Source organism: Oharaeibacter diazotrophicus, from assembly GCF_004362745.1.
GTDB lineage: Bacteria > Pseudomonadota > Alphaproteobacteria > Rhizobiales > Pleomorphomonadaceae > Oharaeibacter > Oharaeibacter diazotrophicus.
Map to the genome: position 1 here is coordinate 159,025 of NZ_SNXY01000010.1, position 19,081 is coordinate 178,105.

17 protein-coding genes are annotated in these 19,081 nt (G+C 72.9%); 7 read left to right on the forward strand and 10 right to left on the reverse strand.

The genetic code is table 11. From position 1 onward, the window contains the following. Window positions 1-33: 33 nt before the first annotated feature. The 8 genes from EDD54_RS18400 to fabI form a co-directional block, all read right to left on the reverse strand. Entirely contained in the window at window positions 34-1,104 is a 1,071-nt protein-coding gene (locus tag EDD54_RS18400; protein WP_126539351.1) for an ABC transporter substrate-binding protein, read from the reverse strand. A gap of 63 nt (window positions 1,105-1,167) precedes the next feature. Further along, window positions 1,168-1,968, reverse strand: a complete 801-nt coding sequence (locus EDD54_RS18405; protein WP_126539349.1) for an ABC transporter permease — start codon at window positions 1,966-1,968, stop codon at window positions 1,168-1,170. Continuing rightward, window positions 1,965-2,846, reverse strand: a complete 882-nt coding sequence (locus EDD54_RS18410) for an ABC transporter permease (RefSeq protein ID WP_126539348.1) — start codon at window positions 2,844-2,846, stop codon at window positions 1,965-1,967. The genes EDD54_RS18405 and EDD54_RS18410 overlap by 4 nt, the downstream gene beginning before the upstream one ends. Before the next feature lie 66 nt (window positions 2,847-2,912). Further along, window positions 2,913-4,205 (reverse strand): NAD(P)/FAD-dependent oxidoreductase, encoded by a 1,293-nt coding sequence (locus tag EDD54_RS18415; RefSeq protein WP_126539346.1) that lies wholly within the window; start codon window positions 4,203-4,205, stop codon window positions 2,913-2,915. A gap of 66 nt (window positions 4,206-4,271) precedes the next feature. Further along, complete coding sequence (locus tag EDD54_RS18420) at window positions 4,272-6,608, reverse strand: DUF3141 domain-containing protein (RefSeq protein ID WP_126539344.1); 2,337 nt, start codon at window positions 6,606-6,608, stop codon at window positions 4,272-4,274. 41 nt (window positions 6,609-6,649) lie between these two features. Beyond that, complete coding sequence (locus tag EDD54_RS18425) at window positions 6,650-7,843, reverse strand: acetate/propionate family kinase (protein ID WP_126539342.1); 1,194 nt, start codon at window positions 7,841-7,843, stop codon at window positions 6,650-6,652. Next, window positions 7,840-9,285, reverse strand: coding sequence for a bifunctional enoyl-CoA hydratase/phosphate acetyltransferase (locus EDD54_RS18430; RefSeq protein WP_126539340.1), 1,446 nt, complete (start codon window positions 9,283-9,285; stop codon window positions 7,840-7,842). The genes EDD54_RS18425 and EDD54_RS18430 overlap by 4 nt, the downstream gene beginning before the upstream one ends. 14 nt (window positions 9,286-9,299) lie before the next feature. Then, complete coding sequence (gene fabI / locus EDD54_RS18435) at window positions 9,300-10,070, reverse strand: enoyl-ACP reductase FabI (RefSeq protein WP_245515820.1); 771 nt, start codon at window positions 10,068-10,070, stop codon at window positions 9,300-9,302. Between the two features lie 222 nt (window positions 10,071-10,292). Between fabI and parA the strand changes: the two genes are divergently transcribed. The 4 genes from parA to EDD54_RS18455 all read left to right on the forward strand — a co-directional run bounded on the left by parA (window position 10,293) and on the right by EDD54_RS18455 (window position 14,313). Then, window positions 10,293-10,928 (forward strand): ParA family partition ATPase, encoded by a 636-nt coding sequence (parA, locus tag EDD54_RS18440; protein ID WP_126539336.1) that lies wholly within the window; start codon window positions 10,293-10,295, stop codon window positions 10,926-10,928. A gap of 201 nt (window positions 10,929-11,129) precedes the next feature. After that, the gene (locus EDD54_RS18445) at window positions 11,130-12,398 is read left to right on the forward strand and encodes an efflux RND transporter periplasmic adaptor subunit (protein ID WP_126539334.1); all 1,269 of its coding nucleotides are present in this window, start codon (window positions 11,130-11,132) and stop codon (window positions 12,396-12,398) included. Continuing rightward, window positions 12,395-13,114 carry an ABC transporter ATP-binding protein gene (locus EDD54_RS18450; RefSeq protein WP_126539332.1) on the forward strand — a complete coding sequence of 240 codons (720 nt, stop codon included), beginning with the start codon at window positions 12,395-12,397 and terminating at the stop codon, window positions 13,112-13,114. Before EDD54_RS18445 ends, EDD54_RS18450 begins: the two co-directional genes overlap by 4 nt. After that, complete coding sequence (locus EDD54_RS18455; RefSeq protein WP_126539330.1) at window positions 13,108-14,313, forward strand: ABC transporter permease; 1,206 nt, start codon at window positions 13,108-13,110, stop codon at window positions 14,311-14,313. The genes EDD54_RS18450 and EDD54_RS18455 overlap by 7 nt, the downstream gene beginning before the upstream one ends. A gap of 14 nt (window positions 14,314-14,327) precedes the next feature. Here EDD54_RS18455 and EDD54_RS23100 read toward each other — a convergent pair whose 3' ends face one another. Both EDD54_RS23100 and EDD54_RS18460 read right to left on the reverse strand, forming a co-directional pair. Continuing rightward, window positions 14,328-14,504: a hypothetical protein gene (locus EDD54_RS23100; RefSeq protein ID WP_165644471.1), complete on the reverse strand. Its 177-nt coding sequence runs from the start codon at window positions 14,502-14,504 to the stop codon at window positions 14,328-14,330. Between the two features lie 157 nt (window positions 14,505-14,661). Then, entirely contained in the window at window positions 14,662-15,783 is a 1,122-nt protein-coding gene (locus EDD54_RS18460) for a branched-chain amino acid ABC transporter substrate-binding protein (protein ID WP_425375005.1), read from the reverse strand. 185 nt (window positions 15,784-15,968) lie between these two features. On the opposite strand from EDD54_RS18460, the gene EDD54_RS18465 reads away from it, so the two are divergent. The 3 genes from EDD54_RS18465 to EDD54_RS18475 all read left to right on the forward strand — a co-directional run bounded on the left by EDD54_RS18465 (window position 15,969) and on the right by EDD54_RS18475 (window position 19,078). Continuing rightward, window positions 15,969-16,892: a LysR family transcriptional regulator gene (locus tag EDD54_RS18465; protein WP_126539328.1), complete on the forward strand. Its 924-nt coding sequence runs from the start codon at window positions 15,969-15,971 to the stop codon at window positions 16,890-16,892. Between the two features lie 150 nt (window positions 16,893-17,042). Next, window positions 17,043-17,516 (forward strand): formate dehydrogenase subunit gamma, encoded by a 474-nt coding sequence (locus tag EDD54_RS18470; RefSeq protein ID WP_126539326.1) that lies wholly within the window; start codon window positions 17,043-17,045, stop codon window positions 17,514-17,516. Then, entirely contained in the window at window positions 17,513-19,078 is a 1,566-nt protein-coding gene (locus EDD54_RS18475; RefSeq protein ID WP_126539324.1) for an NADH-ubiquinone oxidoreductase-F iron-sulfur binding region domain-containing protein, read from the forward strand. Before EDD54_RS18470 ends, EDD54_RS18475 begins: the two co-directional genes overlap by 4 nt. Window positions 19,079-19,081: the final 3 nt, after the last annotated feature.

Below are 19,081 nucleotides of genomic sequence, written 5' to 3' on the forward strand. Positions count from 1 at the left end.
GCCGGGGCGGTTGGTCCCGGTCCGGTCGGCGGATCAGCCGCCGGCCTTGACCTTCTCGAACATCTTGGCGAGTTCGTCGGCCTGTTTCATCGGGCCGGTGAACACGGTGGTCTTCAGCGCCGCGTCCGGATCGGCCGGCAGCTGCAGGTTCTCGAGCGTCTCCTTCGGCACCTCGGCGAAGGCGGTGGCGGTGGAGGCGCCGTAGCCGTAGTCCTCGATCAGCTTCTTGCCGGACGAGGGATCGAGCCGGGCGTTGATGAAGTCGTAGGCGAGGTCGACGTTGGCGGAGTCCTTCAGCATCACGAAGCCGCAGGCCCAGGTCAGCATGCCCTCCTTCGGCTTCATGAACTCGACCGGCACGCCCTGCTTCTTCAGCGCCACCGCCGAGGCGTTCCAGGTCATCGCCGCGACGAGTTCGCCCGAGGCGAGCGACTGCTCGACCGAGGTCATGTCGGTGGTGTAGCTCGACAGCAGCGGGCGCTGCTCGCGCAGCTTGTCGGCGACCTTGTCCATCTCCGCCGCCGTCATGTCGAACGGGCTGACGCCGGAAAGGAGCGCGGCGACCACGGGCGTGTCGTGGACGGCGTCGATGGTCGCCATCCGGCCGGCGTAGGCCGGATTCCAGAGGAGGTTCCAGCTCGCCTCCGGCTTGTCGACGAGGTCGGTGCGGTAGAGGATCGAGGTGTTGCCCCAGTCCCAGGGCACCATCCAGACCTTGCCCGGGCCGGCCTGGATGTCCGGCAGGTCGCGGAACACCGGGAAGATCTTCTCCCAGTTGGCGATCCGCGCGATCTCGATCGGCTGCAGCAGGCCTTCCTTGTTCCAGCGCGCGATCTTGTCGTAGCAGGGATGGGCGACGTCGGGCCGGAAACCGGCCTTGACCTTGGTGAAGGCGTCGTCGTCGTCGCCGAAGGTCGAGACCTCGACGCCGTCCGGATGGGCGGCGAGGAAGCCCTGGTGGAACTCGGGCAGCTCGTAGCCCGACCACGTGAAATAGGTCAGCTTGCCGGCGGCCTCGGCGGCCGCGGGCGCGAGCACCGCCACGGACACCAGCGCTGCGGCGAGGACGTGGGAAAGCGCGCTCCCCTTCTTCGTCTCGGTCATGTCGTTCTCCTCTGGTCGCCCCGCCTCTTCGCCGGGCGGGGTCTCGTCGTCGGTTCGGTCGGGTCAGGCGGGCAGCCGCCGCAGTCCGCGGCGGCGCAGCATCTCCGCCGCGCCCGCGATCGCGATCGAGGCGCAGAGGATCGCGGTGCCGAGGGCCATCACCGTCGGCAGCGATTTCGGGAAGCGCAGCTGGCTCCAGACGTAGAGCGGCAGCGTCGGTTCGGTTCCGGCGAGGAAGAAGGCGACGATGAACTCGTCGAAGCTGGTGAGGAACGCCAGCATGAAGGCCGAGGCCGCCGCCGGCGCCGCCAGCGGCAGCATCACCCGGCGGAACACCACGGCCTCGCCGGCGCCGAGGTCGCGCGCCGCCTCCGGGATCGAGCGCGGTACGGCGGCGAAGGCGCCGCGCATCACGATCACCGTGGTCGGCAGCGCCACCAGCACGTGGCCGAGCACGATCGCGATCCGGGACGGGCCGAGGCCGGCGAGGTTGACGACGATCAGCAGCGCGATGCCGACGATCACGCCGGGGATCAGGATCGGCAGCCGGGCGAGGCCGGCGACCAGCCAGGAAAAACGGGTGGCGAAGGCGAGTTCGGCATAGGCGACGGTGACGCCGCAGCCCGTCGCCACCGTCGCGGCGGCAAGGCCGACGACGAGGCTGTTGAGGAGCGCACCGCGCAGGGTGTCGTTGCCGGCGAGGCCGGCGTACCAGGCGAGGGTGAAGCCCTTGAGCGGAAAGGCCGCCTGGATCGAGTCGTTGAACGAGAACAGCGGGATCAGCGCGACCGGCAGGTAGAGGAACACGAGGTAGCCGGCGACGTAGCCGGAGAGCCAGCGCGGGGCGGGGGCGGCGGTGCTCACGTGCGGCTCCCGAAACGGCGGTCGCCGAGGCGGACCAGCAGGATCGCGGCGAGGATCACCGCCATCACCACCACCGCCAGCGCCGCCCCGAACGGCCAGTCCTGCGCCTTGCCGAACTGGGCCTGGATCAGCGTGCCGATCATCGTGCTCGACGGGCCGCCGACGAGGGCCGGGGTGACGTAGTCGCCGACCGTCGGCACGAACACCACCACGGCGGCGGCGAGCACGCCCGGCATCGAGTTCGGCAGGATCACCCGCCGGAAGGTGGTGAAGGGCCGGGCGCCGAGGTCGGCGGCCGCCTCGGTCAGCGAGCGCGGGATGGTGTCGAGCGAGACCAGGATCGGCAGGATGGCGAAGGGCGCGTAGGCGTGCGCCAGCGTCAGCACCACGGCGGCGGGGGTGTTGAGGAGAGCCGTCGACGGGGTGTCCCAGAGGCCCGTGGCGGTGAAGGCCGAGTTCAGCACGCCGTTGTAGGCGAGCACGATCTTCCAGGCGAACACGCGCAGGAGATAGCTGGTCCAGAACGGCAGCGTCACCAGGAACAGCACCAGCGCCCGCCGCCGCCCGGCGTGGAACGACAGCCAGTAGGCGACCGGGTAGGCGGTGGCGACCGTCGCCAGCGTGACGAGGCCCGCGATCGTCAGCGAGCGGGCGATCACCATGGCGTAGAGCGGGTCGGTGCCGACGGTGGCGAAGTTGTCGAGCGTGAAGCCGGCGCCGAACAGCGAGCCGTCGTTGACACGGAAGGAGAGGCCGACCAGGAGCGCCAGCGCGAACAGGATCAGCACCAGCGTCACCACGGCGCCGGGCGCGCTCGCGGCGAGGCGGAACGCCCGCTCGCCGCCGTCTCCGCCCTGGATCCCCGCCCCGCCGGCCATCGCGCCCTCGCTCTGTGAAGTGAAGATAGTATTTTTCAGTTCTGTGAAATCGTCAAGCCACTCTTCTCATCGTTCCAGGGCGTCGAGCAGGCGGTAGCTGGTGATGGCGGCGGCGACGCCGATCTGACGCAGGCCGTGCAACGGGATCGGCCGGATCGGCGAGACCGGGAAGGGCAGGGCGTCGACCGCGTCGGCGGCGAGCGCCGGGCCGAGGGCGAGGCCCATGGCGGTCATCAGCCCGACGCCGCGGCCCTGGCAGCCGACGAAGGCGAAGAGGCCGGGCTCCGGCCGGTGCAGGTGCGGCAGGTGGTCGGTGGTCACGGCGACCCGGCCGAACCAGCGCGCGTCGATCGGCGTGCCGGCGAGCGCCGGATAGAGCCGCGTCAGCGCCCGCTCGAGATGCGCCCAGTCGGCGGGCGAACGCGGCAGGCCCATCCGCCCGCGGCCGCCGAGCACGATCCGGCCGCCCGGGCCGCGGCGGTGGTAGACCAGGATCCGCCGCGAGTCCGACACCGCCTGCCCGCCTGGAAGTACGCCGGCTAAGAGCCGCTCCGGCAGCGGCGCGGTGGCGATCTGGAACGAGTGCAGCGGCACCAGTGTCCGCGCGAGACCGGGGATCAGGCCGTCGGTCGCCGCGTTGGTGGCGACGACGACGCGCGGCGCCCGGATCTCGGCGCCGCCGGCGGTCACGACCCAGCCGCCGCCCTCGCGCCGGAGCCCGGTCGCGGGCGCACCGGCGGCGATCGCGACCCCGGCCGCGGCGGCGATCCGCGCCAGTTCCTGGACGTAGGCGAGCGGGTCGATCGTGCCGGCGCGGCGGTCGATCCAGCCGCCGACGTAGCCGCGGGCGCCGGTGAAGGCGGCGATGCCGGCGGCGTCGAGCGTCTCGGCGGGGGCGCCGAGCGCCTGCCAGGCCCGGGCGCGGGCGTGGCCGGCGGCGAGCGCCGTCTCGCTCACCGCCGCCTGGATCCAGCCGTTGCGCGCGTGGGGGACGGCGAGGCCCTCGGCGGCGATCAGGTCGAAGACCCGGTCGGCCGTCGTCGCGGCGAAGTCGACGAGCGCCCGGCCGCGGACCTCGCCGAAGCGGGCGACGAGCTCGGCGGGGTCGTATTTCAGGCCGGGGATGACCTGCCCGCCGTTCAGCGCCGAGGCGCCGCGGCCGATCGCGTCGGCCTCGACGAGGCGGACGGCGAGGCCGCTGCGCGCCGCCGACAGCGCGGTGGCGAGCCCGAGGATGCCGCCGCCGACCACCACGAGGTCGGCTCGCTCGGCGGCGCCGAGCGGAAGGGTCGGGATCGACGGCGCGGCCGTGCCCGGCCAGATCGGGGTTCGGAACGCGCGGCTCGGATCGGTCACCATGGACCTCGTGCGAAGGTGAAGGGGATGGCCCGCACCTTCGCACGCATGAAATCCGAAATCAAATTTTCATGACGCCTCGGCGCTCGGCACCGGATGAACCACGCGCAGGCGGGCGTCCGGTTCGGCGAGCGCGCCGCGGATCGCCGCCATCGCCGCCACCGTGTGCGGCTCCATCTCGGCCGCGGGGCCGACCACGTGGTCGAGGATCTCGAGGGCGCGCCGGCGCTGCTCGGGCGTCGTCAGGAGCCGCGGCAGCGCCGCGATCGCGGCGTCGCGCTCGAATTCGACGATCACGGTCTGGCGGTGGATGATCGTCGCCCGCTCGGCCGCGGGGATGTCGCGGAACGGCGGCCACGTCGTCATCACCTCCGACGAGCGCTCGAGCCGGTCGCGCCGCACCGAGCCGCGGGCGTTGGCGAGCACGATCATCATCCGGATCACCGCCTCCGGCAGGCCGCCGGCGCCGACGCCCTTCAGGATCTCGCGCACCTCCGGCAGCCGGTAGAGCTCGGCGGCGTCCGCCGCCGGCCGGCGCACCGCGGCGCCGCGGCCAAGGAACTGCGCCAGCGGCGACATCCAGATCGACAGGAAGGCGATCTCGTACCACGCGTCGCGCATGTCGCGGGCGAAGTCGATCGCCTGCTCGAAGGCCTCGGCGGCGAGCGCCTCGGCGCGCCGGAACGGGTGCTCGGCGGCGAGCGGACGACGATTGGTGCGGATCCTCACGGCCGACGCCGCGATCGGCGCGGCGAGCGGATTGGCCTGCGCCGGCAGCCGGCGCGACAGCCGCGCCGGGTGCAGCGCCCGGAGCACGGCGGCCGACTGCGGGCTCGACAGCGCGTGCACCAGCGGCCGGGCGGTGATCTCGTAGGCCTCGGCGGCGATCCGGCTGACGCGGTCGACCGCGGCGAAGCCGACCTCCTCGCGCCGGTGGTCGCCGTCGAAGGCGCGGATGTCGTCCATGGTGCGCTCGCGGAAGCTGACGACGAAGCGGGCGTCGAGCCCTTCACCGGTGCTGTCCTCGATCACCATCTCGTAGAGCCCGGGGGCGAGCGCCTCGATCGTCTTCATCGTCGAGGTCATCTCGGCGTGCTCGCGCCGGGCGATCGACGACGACACGAAGATGCCGAGATGGCCGACGGTGTCGTGCACCATGTAGACGATGCGCTGGCCGCGGATCTTGATCTCGTGCTCGTCGGCATAGGCGTCGGCGATCCAGTTCAGCGCCTGCTGCGGCGGCGTGATGTTGTCGCCGCGGCTGGCGAACACCACGATCGGCGCGCGGATCGCCGCGAGGTCGATCGGCCGTCCGCCGGCGAGCCGGGCCTCGCCGCGCGCCAGCCGGTTGCCGACGAACAGCTGCTCGACGATCCAGTGGATCTCCGCCTCGTTCATGAAGTGGTAGCCGCCCCACCAGCGCTCGAACTCCAGGAAGCGCTCGCGGCCGCGGTCGACGTCGGCGAAGAGGTCGTGGTACTTGCCGAAATAGTTGCGCGCCGGGTTGAGCAGCTCGAAGTTCGAGACGAGGTTGGCGCCGTCGAACTCGCCGGCGCCGAGGTCGGACAGCACGAGCGCCGGCAGGACGCCGCCGAGCAGGCCGCCGTTGTAGCGCATCGGGTTCTCGCCGATCCGCCCGGACCACGTCGCCACCGGCGCGCCGTTGACGATCACCGGCCCGGTCGAGCCGGGATGGGTCGCGGCGACCAGGAGCGCCGCCCAGCCGCCCTGGCAGTTGCCGACCAGCACCGGTCGCGGCGCATCCGGGTGGCGCTCGGCGACGACGCGCAGGAACTCGCCCTCGGCGTAGGTGACGTCGGCCAGCGTCTGCTTCGGTTCCGGATGCGGGCGGAACGCGACGAAATACACCGGGTGGCCGTCGCGCAGCGCCACGCCGACCTGGCTGTCCGGCTTGAAGCCGCCGATGCCGGCGCCGTGGCCGGCGCGCGGGTCGATGATGACGTAGGGCCGCTTCCACGGCTGCACCGTGACGCCCGCCGGCGGCACGATGGCGAGCAGCATGTAGTTGACGGGGACGCGCAGGTCCCGGCCGTCGACCACCACCTCGTAGTCGTAGATCAGCACCGGCGGCGTGCCGGCCGCCTCGTGGGCGAGGTCGTTCTCGCCGCGCTCGCGCAGGATGTCGGCGGTGAGGATCGCCCGTTCGGCGGCGTCGTGGAGGTAATTGGCGGCGAGCGCCGGCACGTCGCCGGCCGAGAGCCGGGCGGTCATCTCGTCGGCGAGCGCGTGCGCCCGGCCGTACCACGCCCGCGCCCGTTCGGCGTGGGTCCGGCCGATCCGCTCGAACTGCCGGCTGACGGATTCGTGCAGGAGGTCGGCCTGTTCGGCGACGGCGGCGATGCCGAAGGCGGCTTCCGGCGGCAGGGAGAGGCGGCGGGCGTCCATGGTGGCTGTCCTGTCCTGGTTCTCGGGCCGGCCGCAACGGTTCAGGCGGCGGCGGTGCGGCCCGTTCGCGCGGCGCCGAGCGCCGCGAGCGTGTGCTCGGCGATCATGGTCTCCTCGTCCGTGGGCAGGACCATGACGGCGACGCGGCCGTCGGCCCGGCTGACGGTGAAGTGACCGGCCGTGTTCGCCTCGGCATCGAGCGTGAGCCCGAGGAACTCCAGGCCCTCGACCACGGCGGCGCGGATCGGGGCGGCGTGCTCGCCGATGCCGCCGGTGAACACCAGCGCGTCGAGCCCGCCGAGCACGGCGGCGAGGCCGCCGAGTTCCTGGCGGATGCGGGCGACGAAGAGCTCGATCGCCTGCCGCGCCTCGGGCCGGTCGGAGGCGAGCAGCGTGCGCATGTCGCCGGAGAGGTCGGAGACGCCCCTGAGGCCGGAGCGGTTGTAGAGGAGATCGGTCACCGCCGCGGCGTCGAGGCCCTTGGCGGTCATCAGGTGCAGCACCACGCCGGCGTCGAGCCGGCCGCAGCGCGTGCCCATCGGCAGGCCGTCGAGGGCGGTGAAGCCCATGGTCGAGCCCATCGGCCGCCCGCCGAGGAGCGCGCACATCGAGGCGCCGTAGCCGAGGTGGGCGATCACCACGCGTCCGGCGAGGCGCTCCGGCGCCAGCCGGCGGGCGACGTATTCGTAGGAGAGGCCGTGGAAGCCGTAGCGCCGCACGCCCTCGTCGAACAGCGCGCGCGGCAGGGCGAAGGCCTCGGCGGCGTAGGGTTGGCCGCGGTGGAAGGCGGTGTCGAAGCAGCCGACTTGCGGCGCGCGCGGGAAGGCGGCGCGGGCGGCGCGCACGCCGGCGAGGTTGTGCGGCTGGTGCAGGGGGGCGAGCGGCACCAGCGCGTCGAGCGCCGCGAGCACGCCGTCGTCGAGCGCCACCGGTTTGTCGAAGGCGACGCCGCCGTGGACGATGCGGTGGCCGACCGCGACGATCTTCTCGGCCGGGAACATGGTGTCGACCCAGCCGAGGATCACCGCCAGCGCCGCGGCGTGGCCGATCGCGCCCTCGCCGAGCGCCACCGTGGCGTCCGCCGCCGCGCCGGTGCGCCGGGCGCGGAACCGCGGCGCCGTCGACAGCGCCTCGACCTGCCCCCGCGCCACCGCCGGCCGTCCCGAGACGGTCGGGAACAGGGCGAACTTCACCGACGACGAGCCGGCGTTGAGAGTGAGGACGAGGTCGGTCACGACGCCGCCTCCCGGGCGTGGACGAGCGCCGGCACCGGCGCGGGCACCTCGGCGGCACCGAGCGCGCGGCCGGTGCGGCGGAAGTGGTCGTGGAGCTGGGCGAGCACGCAGGAGGCGAGGCGCGCCCGCTCGTCGTCGGCTCGGCTGGTCAGGATCACCGGCACCCTCGCGCCGACCACCAGACCGGCGGCGCGGGCGCCGGCGACGAAGGTGAGTTCCTTCGCCAGCATGTTGCCGGCCTCGAGGTTCGGCACGATCAGCACCTCGGCGCGGCCGGCCACCATCGAGGAGATGCCCTTGGTGCGCGCGGCCTCGACGTCGATCGCGTTGTCCATGGCGAGCGGACCGTCGACGACGCCGCCGCGGATCTGGCCGCGCTCGGCCATCTTCGACAGCGCCGCCGCGTCCACCGTCGAGGGCATCGCCGGGTTGACGGTCTCGACCGCGGCGAGCACGCCGACCCGCGGCCGTTCGACGCCGCAGGCGATGGCGAGGTCGATGGCGTTCTGGGTGATGTCGACCTTGGCGGCGAGGTCCGGGGCGATGTTGAGCGCTGCGTCGGAGATGAACAGCGGGTGGTCGAGCGAGGGCACGCCCATGACGAAGACGTGGCTGAGCCGGCGCGGCCCGCGCAGGCCGGCCTCCTTGCGGATCACCTCGGCGAGCAGCACGTCGGAATGGACGTTGCCCTTCATGATCGCCGCCGCCTCGCCGCGCCCGGCCATGGTCGCGGCGACGTGGGCGGCCTCGTGCGGATCGGGAACGTCGACGAGGCGGAAGGCCGAGAGGTCGGCGCCGAGCTCCTCGCCGGTCCGGCGGATCGCTTCGGCGTCGCCGATCAGCACCGGCGCGATCAGGCCCTCGCCGGCGGCGAGCAGCACGCCGCCGAGCGAATGCCGGTCGTCGGGCGCGACCACGGCGGTGACCAGCGGCGGCCGGCTACGGGCGAGGGCCGTCAGGCGGGCGAACGGGTCGCGGTGGGCGAGGAACAGGCGCGGCAGGTCCGGCACCGGCGCGGCCATCGCCTCGGCCGGGGCGTCGACCTCGGCGAGGCCCTCGCAGACCGTGGCGCCGGTGGCGTCGACCACCAGCGTCTCGAACACCGCCCGCGGGCTCGCCCGCTTGCCGATGCAGGTGACGATCACCCGGAGCCGCTCGCCGATCTCGACCCGGCGCTGGAAGCGCAGCCACTGCGAACGGTAGAGGGTGCCGGGGCCCGGCATGGTGTTGCCGAGCACCGACGAGATCAGCGAGCCCACCCACATCGACGGTGCGGTCGGCGCCGGTCCGGCGTCGTCCTCGGCCGGCACGACGAGCGGGTTGAGGTTGCCGGAGACGTGCGCGAACAGGAGCAGGTCCTGCGGCGTGCAGGTGCGCCAGGCGGCGCCCCAGGAGCCGACCGCAAGGTCGTCGAACGGCGTGTTGGCGTTGATCTGCTGCATGGGGCGGCCCCGTTTCAGGCGGTGACGTGGAAGCCGGCGTCCACGTGCAGCGTGGTGCCGGTGATGGCGCGCGCCCCGGGCGAGCACAGGAAGACCGCGGCGGCGCCGACGTCGTCGATGGTGGCGAGCCGCCCGAGCGGGGCGCGCGCCGCGGCGGCGGTCATCATCTCGTCGAAGCGGTCGATGCCGCCGGCGGCGCGGGTGGCGATCGTGCCGGGCGAGATCGCGTTGACGGTGACGTCGCGCGGGCCGAACTCGACGGCGAGCGCCCTGACGCTCGCCTCCAGCGCCGCCTTGACCGGACCCATCAGGTTGTAGTGCGCCACCACCCGGCGGGCGCCGTAGAAGCTCATCGTCAGGCAGGCCGAACCCGGCGGCATCATCGGCTCCGCCCGACGGGCGAGGCGCAGGAAAGAGTGCACCGAGACGTCGACCGCGGTGGCGAAGCCCTCCGGCGAGCTGTCCACCAGCCGGCCGTGCAGATCGCCGCCCGGCGCGAAGGCGACCGAGTGCACCAGGATGTCGAGCCCGCCCCAGCGCTCTGCGATCGCGGCGAACAGCGCGTCCTCCTCGGTGGGGGAGGCGACGTCGAGCGGCAGGGCGATCGCCGCGCCGAGTTCGGCGGCGAGCGGGCGGACGTGCGGCTCGGCCTTGGCGTTGAGCCAGGTGACGGCGAGATCCGCGCCGGCGGCCTTCAGCGCCCGGGCGACGCCGTAGGCGATCGACTGCCCGTTGGCGATGCCGACGACGAGGGCGCGTTTCCCGGGTAGTCCAAACGGTGTCACGACTACTCCGACCGATCTGTTTTGCTCTGCAGCATCCTTGGAGGACTCGATTAAAAATTCATGGCGGCCTGCCTCGGTCGTTCTACATATACGCGCCAATACATATCGGTTGTTTCGGCAGTCGCGCTCTGGATTTTCGCCGTTCGGCTGCGGCCGACCATACGACTGCTTGCGTCGGCGTCGTTTGTGCGCTGCACTCCACCGAATCGCAGGGAGGGCCCCATGGCCGGCATCGTCGTCGCCGTCGCGCAGACCAAGGGCGGATCGGGCAAGACCACGCTCGCCGCCCATCTCGCCGTCGCGCTGTCGCCCGGCCGGTCGGTGGCGATCCTCGACATCGACCCCCAGGGCAGCCTCGGCCAGTGGTTCGAGCGCCGCGAGACCCGGCTCGGCGAGGGCCGCACCGGCCTGACCTTCCGCACCGCCAGCGGCTGGGGCGCCCGCCGCGAGGCGCGCATCCTCGCCCGCGAGCACGACCTCGTCGTCGTCGACACCCCGCCGAAATCCGACCTCGAGGCGCGGCAGGCGCTGGAATCGGCCGCCCTGGTCGCGATCCCGGTGCAGCCGAGCGCGGTCGACCTGTGGGCGACCCGTGCCACGCTCGAGCTCGTCGCCGGCGGCCCGGCGACGATCCTGGTGCTGAACCGGGTGCCGGCCCGCGCCAAGGCGCTCGACGCCGTCGCCGCCGAGATCCGCGCGCTCGGCGCGCCGCTGGCGGCCACCACCCTGGGCAACCGCGTCGCCTTCGCCTCCGGCATGGGCGTCGGCGCCACCGCCGGCGAGGTCGCCCCCGGCGACAAGGCCGACGCCGAGGTCGCAGCCCTCGCCGCCGAGATCCTCGCCCGGCTGCCGGCGTGAAGCCGGGACCGCACCGGACGGACCTTTCGTAACGGTCCGTCGCGCGCCCGAGCCGGCAGAGCGCGGAAATCCGCCGCCCGTCTTGCGCGAGGTCATGGCGGCCGACACATCCGGATGCAATTGGATGCACGCGCCCACCGGCTCCGGCGGCTATGACCGTGCGGGGCCGGCGCCGCGCCGGTCCACTCCGGAGCCCGCCGCATGCACGCCCCGCTCGCCACTCCACCCGACACCGGCCGTGCCGTCGCCGACGTCCTCGCCGGCGCCGACCGCGCCGCGCGCCGCCGGCGGCTCGTCTCGCGGCTCGTCTGGATCGTCGTGATCCTGGCCCTCGGTGCCGGCGGCCTCGTCTGGTGGGAGGGACGCTCGGAGCCGACCACGGTCTACGCCACGCGGCCGATCGAACGCGGCGGGCTGGTCGTCACCGTCACGGCCACCGGCACGCTCGAGCCGACCAACACGGTCGAGGTGTCGAGCGAGCAGTCGGGCACCGTGCGCCGCGTGCTGGTCGACTACAACGACCCCGTCCGCAAGGGCGGCACGATCGCCGAACTCGACACCGACCGGCTCGCCGTCGAGGTGACGGCCGCCGAGGCCAAGCTCGCCGCCGCTCGCGCCGGCGTCGCCGAGGCCCGCGCCACCATCGCCGAGAAGAAGGGCGCACTCGACCGCAAGGTCACCCTGCTCGCCCGCCGCGTCGTCACCGACCAGGAGGTCGACAGCGCTCGCGCCGACCACGACCGCGCGCTCGCCGCCATGACCAGCGCGGAAGCGCAGGTCGAGGTCGCCGCGGCCGACCTCGCCGTCGCCCGCACCAACCTCACCAAGGCCTCGATCCTGTCGCCGATCGACGGCGTCGTGCTGACCCGCGCGGTCGAACCGGGCCAGACCGTCGCCGCCTCGCTGCAGGCGCCGGTGCTGTTCACCCTCGCCGAGGACCTGAAGCGGATGCAGCTCGGCGTCGACGTCGACGAGGCCGACGTCGGCCGCGTCGCCGAGGGCCAGCCGGCGACCTTCACCGTCGACGCCTATCCCGGCCGCAGCTTCCCGGCGCGGATCCGCTCGATCCGCTACGCCTCCGAGACCACCCAGGGCGTCGTCACCTACAAGGCCGTGCTCGACGTCGACAACGCCGACCTCGCGCTCCGCCCGGGCATGACCGCCACCGCCGAGATCGAGGTCGAGCGCGACGCCGACGCGCTGCTCGTGCCCGCCGAGGCGCTGCGCTGGGCGCCCGATCCGGTCGCGACGACGAGCGGCGGCAGCCTGTTGTCGCGCATCCTGCCGCGCCCGCCGCGCCCCGGCCCGACCCGCACCGACCAGGACGGCCGCACGCTCTACCTCCTCCGCGACGGCGTGCCGACCGCGGTGCCCGTCGAGCTCGGCGGCAGCGACGGTCAGAAGACGGTGGTGCGCGGCGCCGTGGCGGCGGGCGATCCGGTGGTCGTCGACGCGACGACGTCGAAATGACCGCCGTGTCCGCCGCCCGCCCCATCGTCGAGTTCCGCGGCGTCGAGCGCCGCTACGGCGTCGGCGACGCCGAGGTCCGGGCGCTCGCCGGCGTCGATCTCGCCGTCGCCGCCGGCTCCTTCGTCGCGATCATGGGACCGTCCGGCTCGGGCAAGAGCACGGCGATGAACGTGATCGGCTGCCTCGACACCCCGACGGCCGGCGAATACCTGTTCGACGGCGTGCCGGTCGGCGGCCTCGGGCGCCACGCCCGCACCATCCTGCGCCGGAACTTCCTCGGCTTCGTCTTCCAGGGTTTCAACCTCCTGCCGCGCACCACCGCGCTCGAGAACGTCGAACTGCCGTTGGTCTACCGCGGCGTGCCGCCGGCGCGCCGGCGCGCGCTTGCCGCGGAGGCGCTCGCCCGCGTCGGCCTCGAGGGGCGCGGCCACCACCTGCCGTCGCAGCTCTCGGGCGGCCAGCAGCAGCGCGTCGCGATCGCCCGCGCCATCGTCACCGATCCGATGGTGCTGCTCGCCGACGAGCCGACCGGCAATCTCGACACCCGCACCAGCGAGGCGGTGATGGATCTCCTGACCGAACTCAACGCCGAGCGCGGCATCACGGTGATCATGGTCACCCACGAGCCGGACGTCGCCGCCTACGCCGGCCGCACCATCCGTTTCAAGGACGGCCGCGTCGACGCCGACGACCTCGCGGGGGCGCCGCGATGCTGACGGAGACGATCAAGCTCGCGGTGCTCGCGATCCGCCGCAACGCGGTGCGCTCCTTCCTGACCGTGCTCGGCATCGTCATCGGCGTCGCCGCGGTGATCGCCATGGTCACCGCCGGCAACGGCGCCACGGTGCAGATCACCCGCGAACTCTCCAGCCTCGGCAACAACATGCTGTTCGCCCGGCCGGGACAGGAGGGGCCGGGCGCGCCGAGCTCGCAGGCACGCTCCTTCACGCTGAAGGACGTCGACGCGATCGCCCGCCAGGTCCCGGGCGTGCGCGCGGCGACGTCGCAGTCGCAGACCTCCGCGGTGGTGGTGGCCGGATCCCGGAGCCGCTCCACCGCGGTCTCCGGCACCGACGCCGCCTATCTCGTCATCCAGGACTGGAAGCTCGCCTCGGGGCGCAACTTCACCGACGGCGAGATCCGGGCGGGCCGGCCGGTCTGCATCGTCGGCGAGACCGTCCGGGCGGACCTGTTCGGGCGCAAGGACCCGGTCGGCGACACCATCCGCGTCGGTGCTGTGTCCTGCCCGGTGATCGGCGTGCTGGAGGCCAAGGGCCAGTCGACCATGGGCACCGACCGCGACGACGTCGTGCTAATGCCGATCCGCGCCTTCCAGCGCCGGATCCAGGGCAACACCACGGTCGGCACCATCCTGATCTCGGCGGCGGACGGCGTCGACACCGCCAAGGTCCAGCGCGGCGTCGAGCGGATCCTGCGCGAGCGCCGCGGCATCCTGCCCGGCCGATCCGACGACTTCTCGGTGCGCGACATGCGCCAGATCGTCCAGACCATGACGGCGACCACCACGGTGCTGACCGGCCTGCTCGGCGCGGTGGCCGCGGTCAGCCTGCTGGTCGGCGGCATCGGCATCATGAACATCATGCTGGTGTCGGTCACCGAGCGCACCCGCGAGATCGGCATCCGCCTCGCCATCGGCGCCGAGGAGCGCCAAGTGCTCGCCCAGTTCCTGGTCGAGGCGCTGGTGCTGTCGCTGTTCGGCGGCCTGATCGGGATCCTGGTCGGCCTCGCGCTCGGCTACGCCGCGGTGACGGCGCTCGGCGCGCCCTTCACCGTCGATCCGACCACGGTGGCGCTCGCCTTCCTGTTCTCGGCCATGGTGGGCATCGTCTTCGGCTATTTCCCGGCCCGCCGCGCCGCGCGCCTTGATCCGATCGAGGCGCTCCGGCGCGAGTAGCGGGACGGCGCGGGTCAGGCGGCGAGGGCGCCGAGGCGCGGGGCGTCGGCGACGACCCGCACGAACGGCAGGAAGTTCGCGGCGCGGTAGAAGCCGGCGGTGCGGCGGGTCTCCGAGGAAAGGTCGGCGTTGCCCCAGGCCGGGGCGGTGAGCGCGGTGAAGGCGTGGGCGAGGGCGCGGGCGGCGGTCATGGGTCTCATCTCCTGTCGGCGGAGGGCGACGGCGCCACGCCGCCGCCGCTCCGGTGGGAGGACCCTTGCCCCGCCGCGGCCCGCACCGATGTGCGTTTCGTCACACGGTGGGAAGTCCGGCACCCCCGGTCGGGGGGTGCCGGAGCAGCGGCCGCGTTCAGTTCATCTTGGCGTACTTGCCGTCGTGCCAGACGTTGATGTCGTACTTGGCGCCGACGATGTCGCCCTTCTGGTCGAAGGTGACCGGCCCGATGATGGTGTCGACCGGCTTGCCGTCCTTCAGCGCCGCGGCGACCGCGGTGCCGTCGGCGGCGGTGCCGGCGCGCTCGATGCCGGCCGCGAAGGCCTGGATGGTGGCGTAGGCGAACAGGGTGAAGCCCTCGGGCTGGAAGCCCTTGGCCTTGATCGCCTCGACGGCCGCGGCCGCCTCGGGGCGCTGCTGCGGATCGGCCGGGAAGGTGAACATGGTGCCCTCGCCGGCGGGACCGGCGACCGCCCAGAACTCGGGGCTGGCGATCGAATCGCCCATCATCAGGTTCAGCTTGAAGCCCTGGTCGGCGGCCTGGCGCAGGATCAGGCCGGCCTCCGGATGGTAGCCGCCGAAGTAGACGAGGTCGGGGGCGAGGTCCTTCAGCTTGATGACGAGGGCGTTGTAGTCCTTCTCGCCGGGGTTGATGCCCTCGAAGCCGATGGTCTTGCCGCCGGCCTTCTCGAAGCTGTCCTTGACCGCCGTGGCGAGGCCTTGGCCGTAGGGCGACTTGTCGTGCAGGACGAAGATCTTCTTGTCCTTGTAGCGCTCGGCCAGCCACGGCCCGAGGAACTCGCCCTGGGCGTCGTCGCGGGTGTAGAGCCGCATGATCGTGGTCCAGCCCTTGGCCGCCGCCTCGTCGGTGAGCGCCGGGTTGGAGGAGGCCGGCGACATCATCACCACGCCGTTCTCCGCGTAGACCGCCGAGGCCGGGATCGAGGCGCCCGAGCAGGCGTGGCCGTCGACGAACAGCACGCCCTCGCCGACGAGGCGGTTCGCCACCGACACCGCCTGCTTGGGATCGCACTGGTCGTCCTCGACCAGGAGCTTCAGCGTGTCGCCATTGACGCCGCCGGCGGCGTTGATGGCGTCGACGGCGGCCTGGGCGCCGTTGCGGAACTGGTCGCCGATCGCCGCGAGCTGGCCGGTCATCGGGCCGACCACCGCCACTTGGATTTCCCCGGCCCACGCCGGCAACGCCGAAAGGGCGCTGCCGACCGCGAGCGCCCACACCGTCTTCTTCATCGTCATCTCCAGTCCTCCCGGTCCGTCGACCGTGCCGTTCGCCGGCATCTCGCGCGCCCCGGCCGAACGCTATACGCGCCCGCGCCGGCCCGGCAAGCCGCGTCGGTGCCGGATCCGTCGGTGGCGTCCGTCGCCATCCGTGGCCGCCCGCGGTTTGACCGGCCGGCCCGCGGCGCCGTAAGGTCCGGTCCATGCTCGACAAGCTCGAACTCCTGCTCAACCTCGCGCGCGAGCGTCACTTCGGCCGCGCCGCCGAGGCGGCCGGCGTCACCCAGCCGACGCTGTCCTCGGCGGTGAAGAGCCTCGAGGAGCAGTTCGGCGTGATGATCGTGGTGCGCGGCAGCCGCTTCCAGGGCTTCACGCCCGAGGGCGAGCGCATCCTCGAGTGGTCGCGCCGCCTCGTCACCGACGCGCGCACGATGCGCCAGGAGGTCGCGGCGCTGCGCCAGGGCCTGACCGGCACGCTGCGCCTCGCCGTGATCCCGACCGCGCTGCCCTTCGTCGCCGAGATCACCGGCCCGATCTGCGGCCGCCACGAGCGGGTCGGGTTCACCGTGCTGTCGATGACGTCCGACCAGATCCTGAAGAGCATCGAGGATTTCGAGGTCGAGGCCGGCATCACCTACCTCGACGCCGGCGTCGCCGCCCGCTTCGCCGCGGTGCCGCTCTACGAGGAGCGCTATTCGCTGCTGGTCGCACCCGGCGGCCCGCTCGCCGACCGCGCCAGCGTGTCGTGGGCCGAGGCCGGGGCGATGCCGCTCTGCCTGCTGACGCCCGACATGCAGCACCGCCGCCTCGTCGAGCGCCACCTCGGTCAGGCCGGCGCCGCGGTGGCGCCGCGGATCGAGAGCAACTCGATGATCGTGCTGCACACCCACGTGCGCACCGGCCGGTTCGCCTCGATCATGCCGGCCCGCTTCGCCGAGAGCATGGACCGCTCCGGCCTGATGCAGGCGATCCCGATCACCGAGCCGACCGTCTCGCACGCCATCGGCCTCGTCACCACCCGCCGCGAGCCGCAGGCGCCGCTGGTCGCCGCGCTGATCGCCGAGGCGCGTCGGCACGCCGATCCGGCGCCCGATCCGGCCGCCGCGGCGCGTCCGGGCGCGGCTTGAACGAAAGCGACATTTCGCCTCGACAGTTAAATTTCGAGCACCAATTCCGCCGGATCGATAGAGAAACCCTATCGACGGACGAATCCGCTTTATTGATCCCGCCCCCGCGGGGGCGCATCTTCGGCCGTCCGAGGATCCGGGAGGACCAGATTGTCGCGCCATGAATCGTTCAGCGTCGAGCGGACGCGTGAACTCGTCTCCGATTTCGCCGGCCTGGAGGGGCCGCTGCTGCCGATCCTGCACGCCCTCCAGGAGGCCTTCGGCTTCGTGCCCGAGGCCGCCGTCCCCGTGATCGCCCAGGAGCTCAACCTCACGCGCGCCGAGGTCCACGGCGTCGTGACCTTCTACCACGACTTCCGCCACGCCCCGGCCGGCCGCCACGTGGTCAAGCTGTGCCGGGCCGAGGCCTGCCAGTCGATGGGCTGCGACGATCTGATCGCCCACGCCGAGCGCCGCCTCGGCGTCGCCATGGGCGAGACCTCGGCCGACGGCGCCGTCACCCTCGAGCCGATCTACTGCCTCGGCCTGTGCGCCACCGCGCCGTCCGCGATGGTCGACGGCCGCCTCGTCGGCCGGCTCGACGCCGCCGCGATCGACGCCATCGCCACGGAGGTCGAGCGATGACCGTCACCGTCTACGTTCCCCGCGACAGCGCCGCCGTCGCCTGCGGCGCCGACGCGGTCGCGGCCGCGATCCGTGCCGCCGCCGAGGCCCGCGGCATCGACGTCGCGATCGTCCGCAACGGCTCGCACGGCATGCTCTGGCTGGAGCCGATGGTCGAGGTCGCCTTCCACGGCGTCCGTCACGCCTACGGCCCGGTCGGCCCGGCCGACGTGCCGTCGCTGATCGACGCCGGCCTCCTGACCGCCGTGACCGGCGCCCATCATCCGCTCGCCCTCGGCCCGACGTCGAGCCTCGACTGGCTGCGCCGCCAGACCCGGCTCACCTTCGCCCGCTGCGGCGTTACCGACCCGGTCTCGCTCGACGACTACCGCGCCCACGGCGGCTACAAGGGTCTCGAGCGCGCCATCGGCATGGCCCCGCTCGACATCGTCGCCGAGGTCACCGCCTCCGGTCTGCGCGGCCGCGGCGGCGCCGGCTTTCCGACCGGCATCAAGTGGAAGACCGTCCACGACGCCGCCGGGGCGCAGAAGTACATCGTCTGCAACGCCGACGAGGGCGACAGCGGCACCTTCGCCGACCGCATGATCATGGAGGGCGATCCCTTCGTGCTCGTCGAAGGCATGACGATCGCCGGCCTCGCCGTCGGGGCGACCCGCGGCTACGTCTATTGCCGCTCGGAATATCCGCTCGCCATCGCGGCGATGAACGAGGCGATCGCGGTCGCCCGCCGCGCCGGCCTGCTCGGCACCGACGTCGCCGGCTCGGGCCGCGCCTTCGATCTCTTCGTCCGCTCCGGCGCCGGCGCCTACGTCTGCGGCGAGGAGACCTCGCTGCTCGAGAGCCTGGAAGGCAAGCGCGGCCTCGTCCGCGCCAAGCCGCCGCTGCCGGCGCACAAGGGTCTGTTCGGCAAGCCGACCGTCATCAACAACGTGCTGTCGCTCGCCACCGTGCCCTTCGTGCTCGCCGAGGGCGCCAAGGCCTACGCCGACTACGGCATGGGCCGCTCGCGCGGCACCATGCCGATCCAGCTCGCCGGCAACGTCAGGCACGGCGGCCTGTTCGAGACCGCCTTCGGCGTCTCGCTCGGCGTGCTCGTCGACGACATCGGCGGCGGCACCTTCTCCGGCCGTCCGGTCAAGGCGGTGCAGGTCGGCGGCCCGCTCGGCGCCTATTTCCCGCGCGCCCTGTTCGACACCCCGTTCGACTACGAGGCCTTCGCCGCCCGCGACGGCCTGATCGGCCACGGCGGCATCGTCGTCTTCGACGACACCGCCGACATGGCCCGCCAGGCCCGCTTCGCCTTCGAGTTCTGCGCGATCGAGAGCTGCGGCAAGTGCACGCCCTGCCGCATCGGCTCGACCCGCGGCAAGGAGACGATCGACAAGGTCATCGCCGGCATCGAGGTCGAGAAGAACCTCGCGATCGTGCGCGACCTCTCCAACACCATGAAGCTCGGTTCGCTCTGTGCGCTCGGCGGGTTCACCCCATATCCGGTGACGAGCGCGCTGAACCACTTCCCCGAGGACTTCCACCGCTCCCCGCGCCTCGTCGCGGCCGAGTGAGGA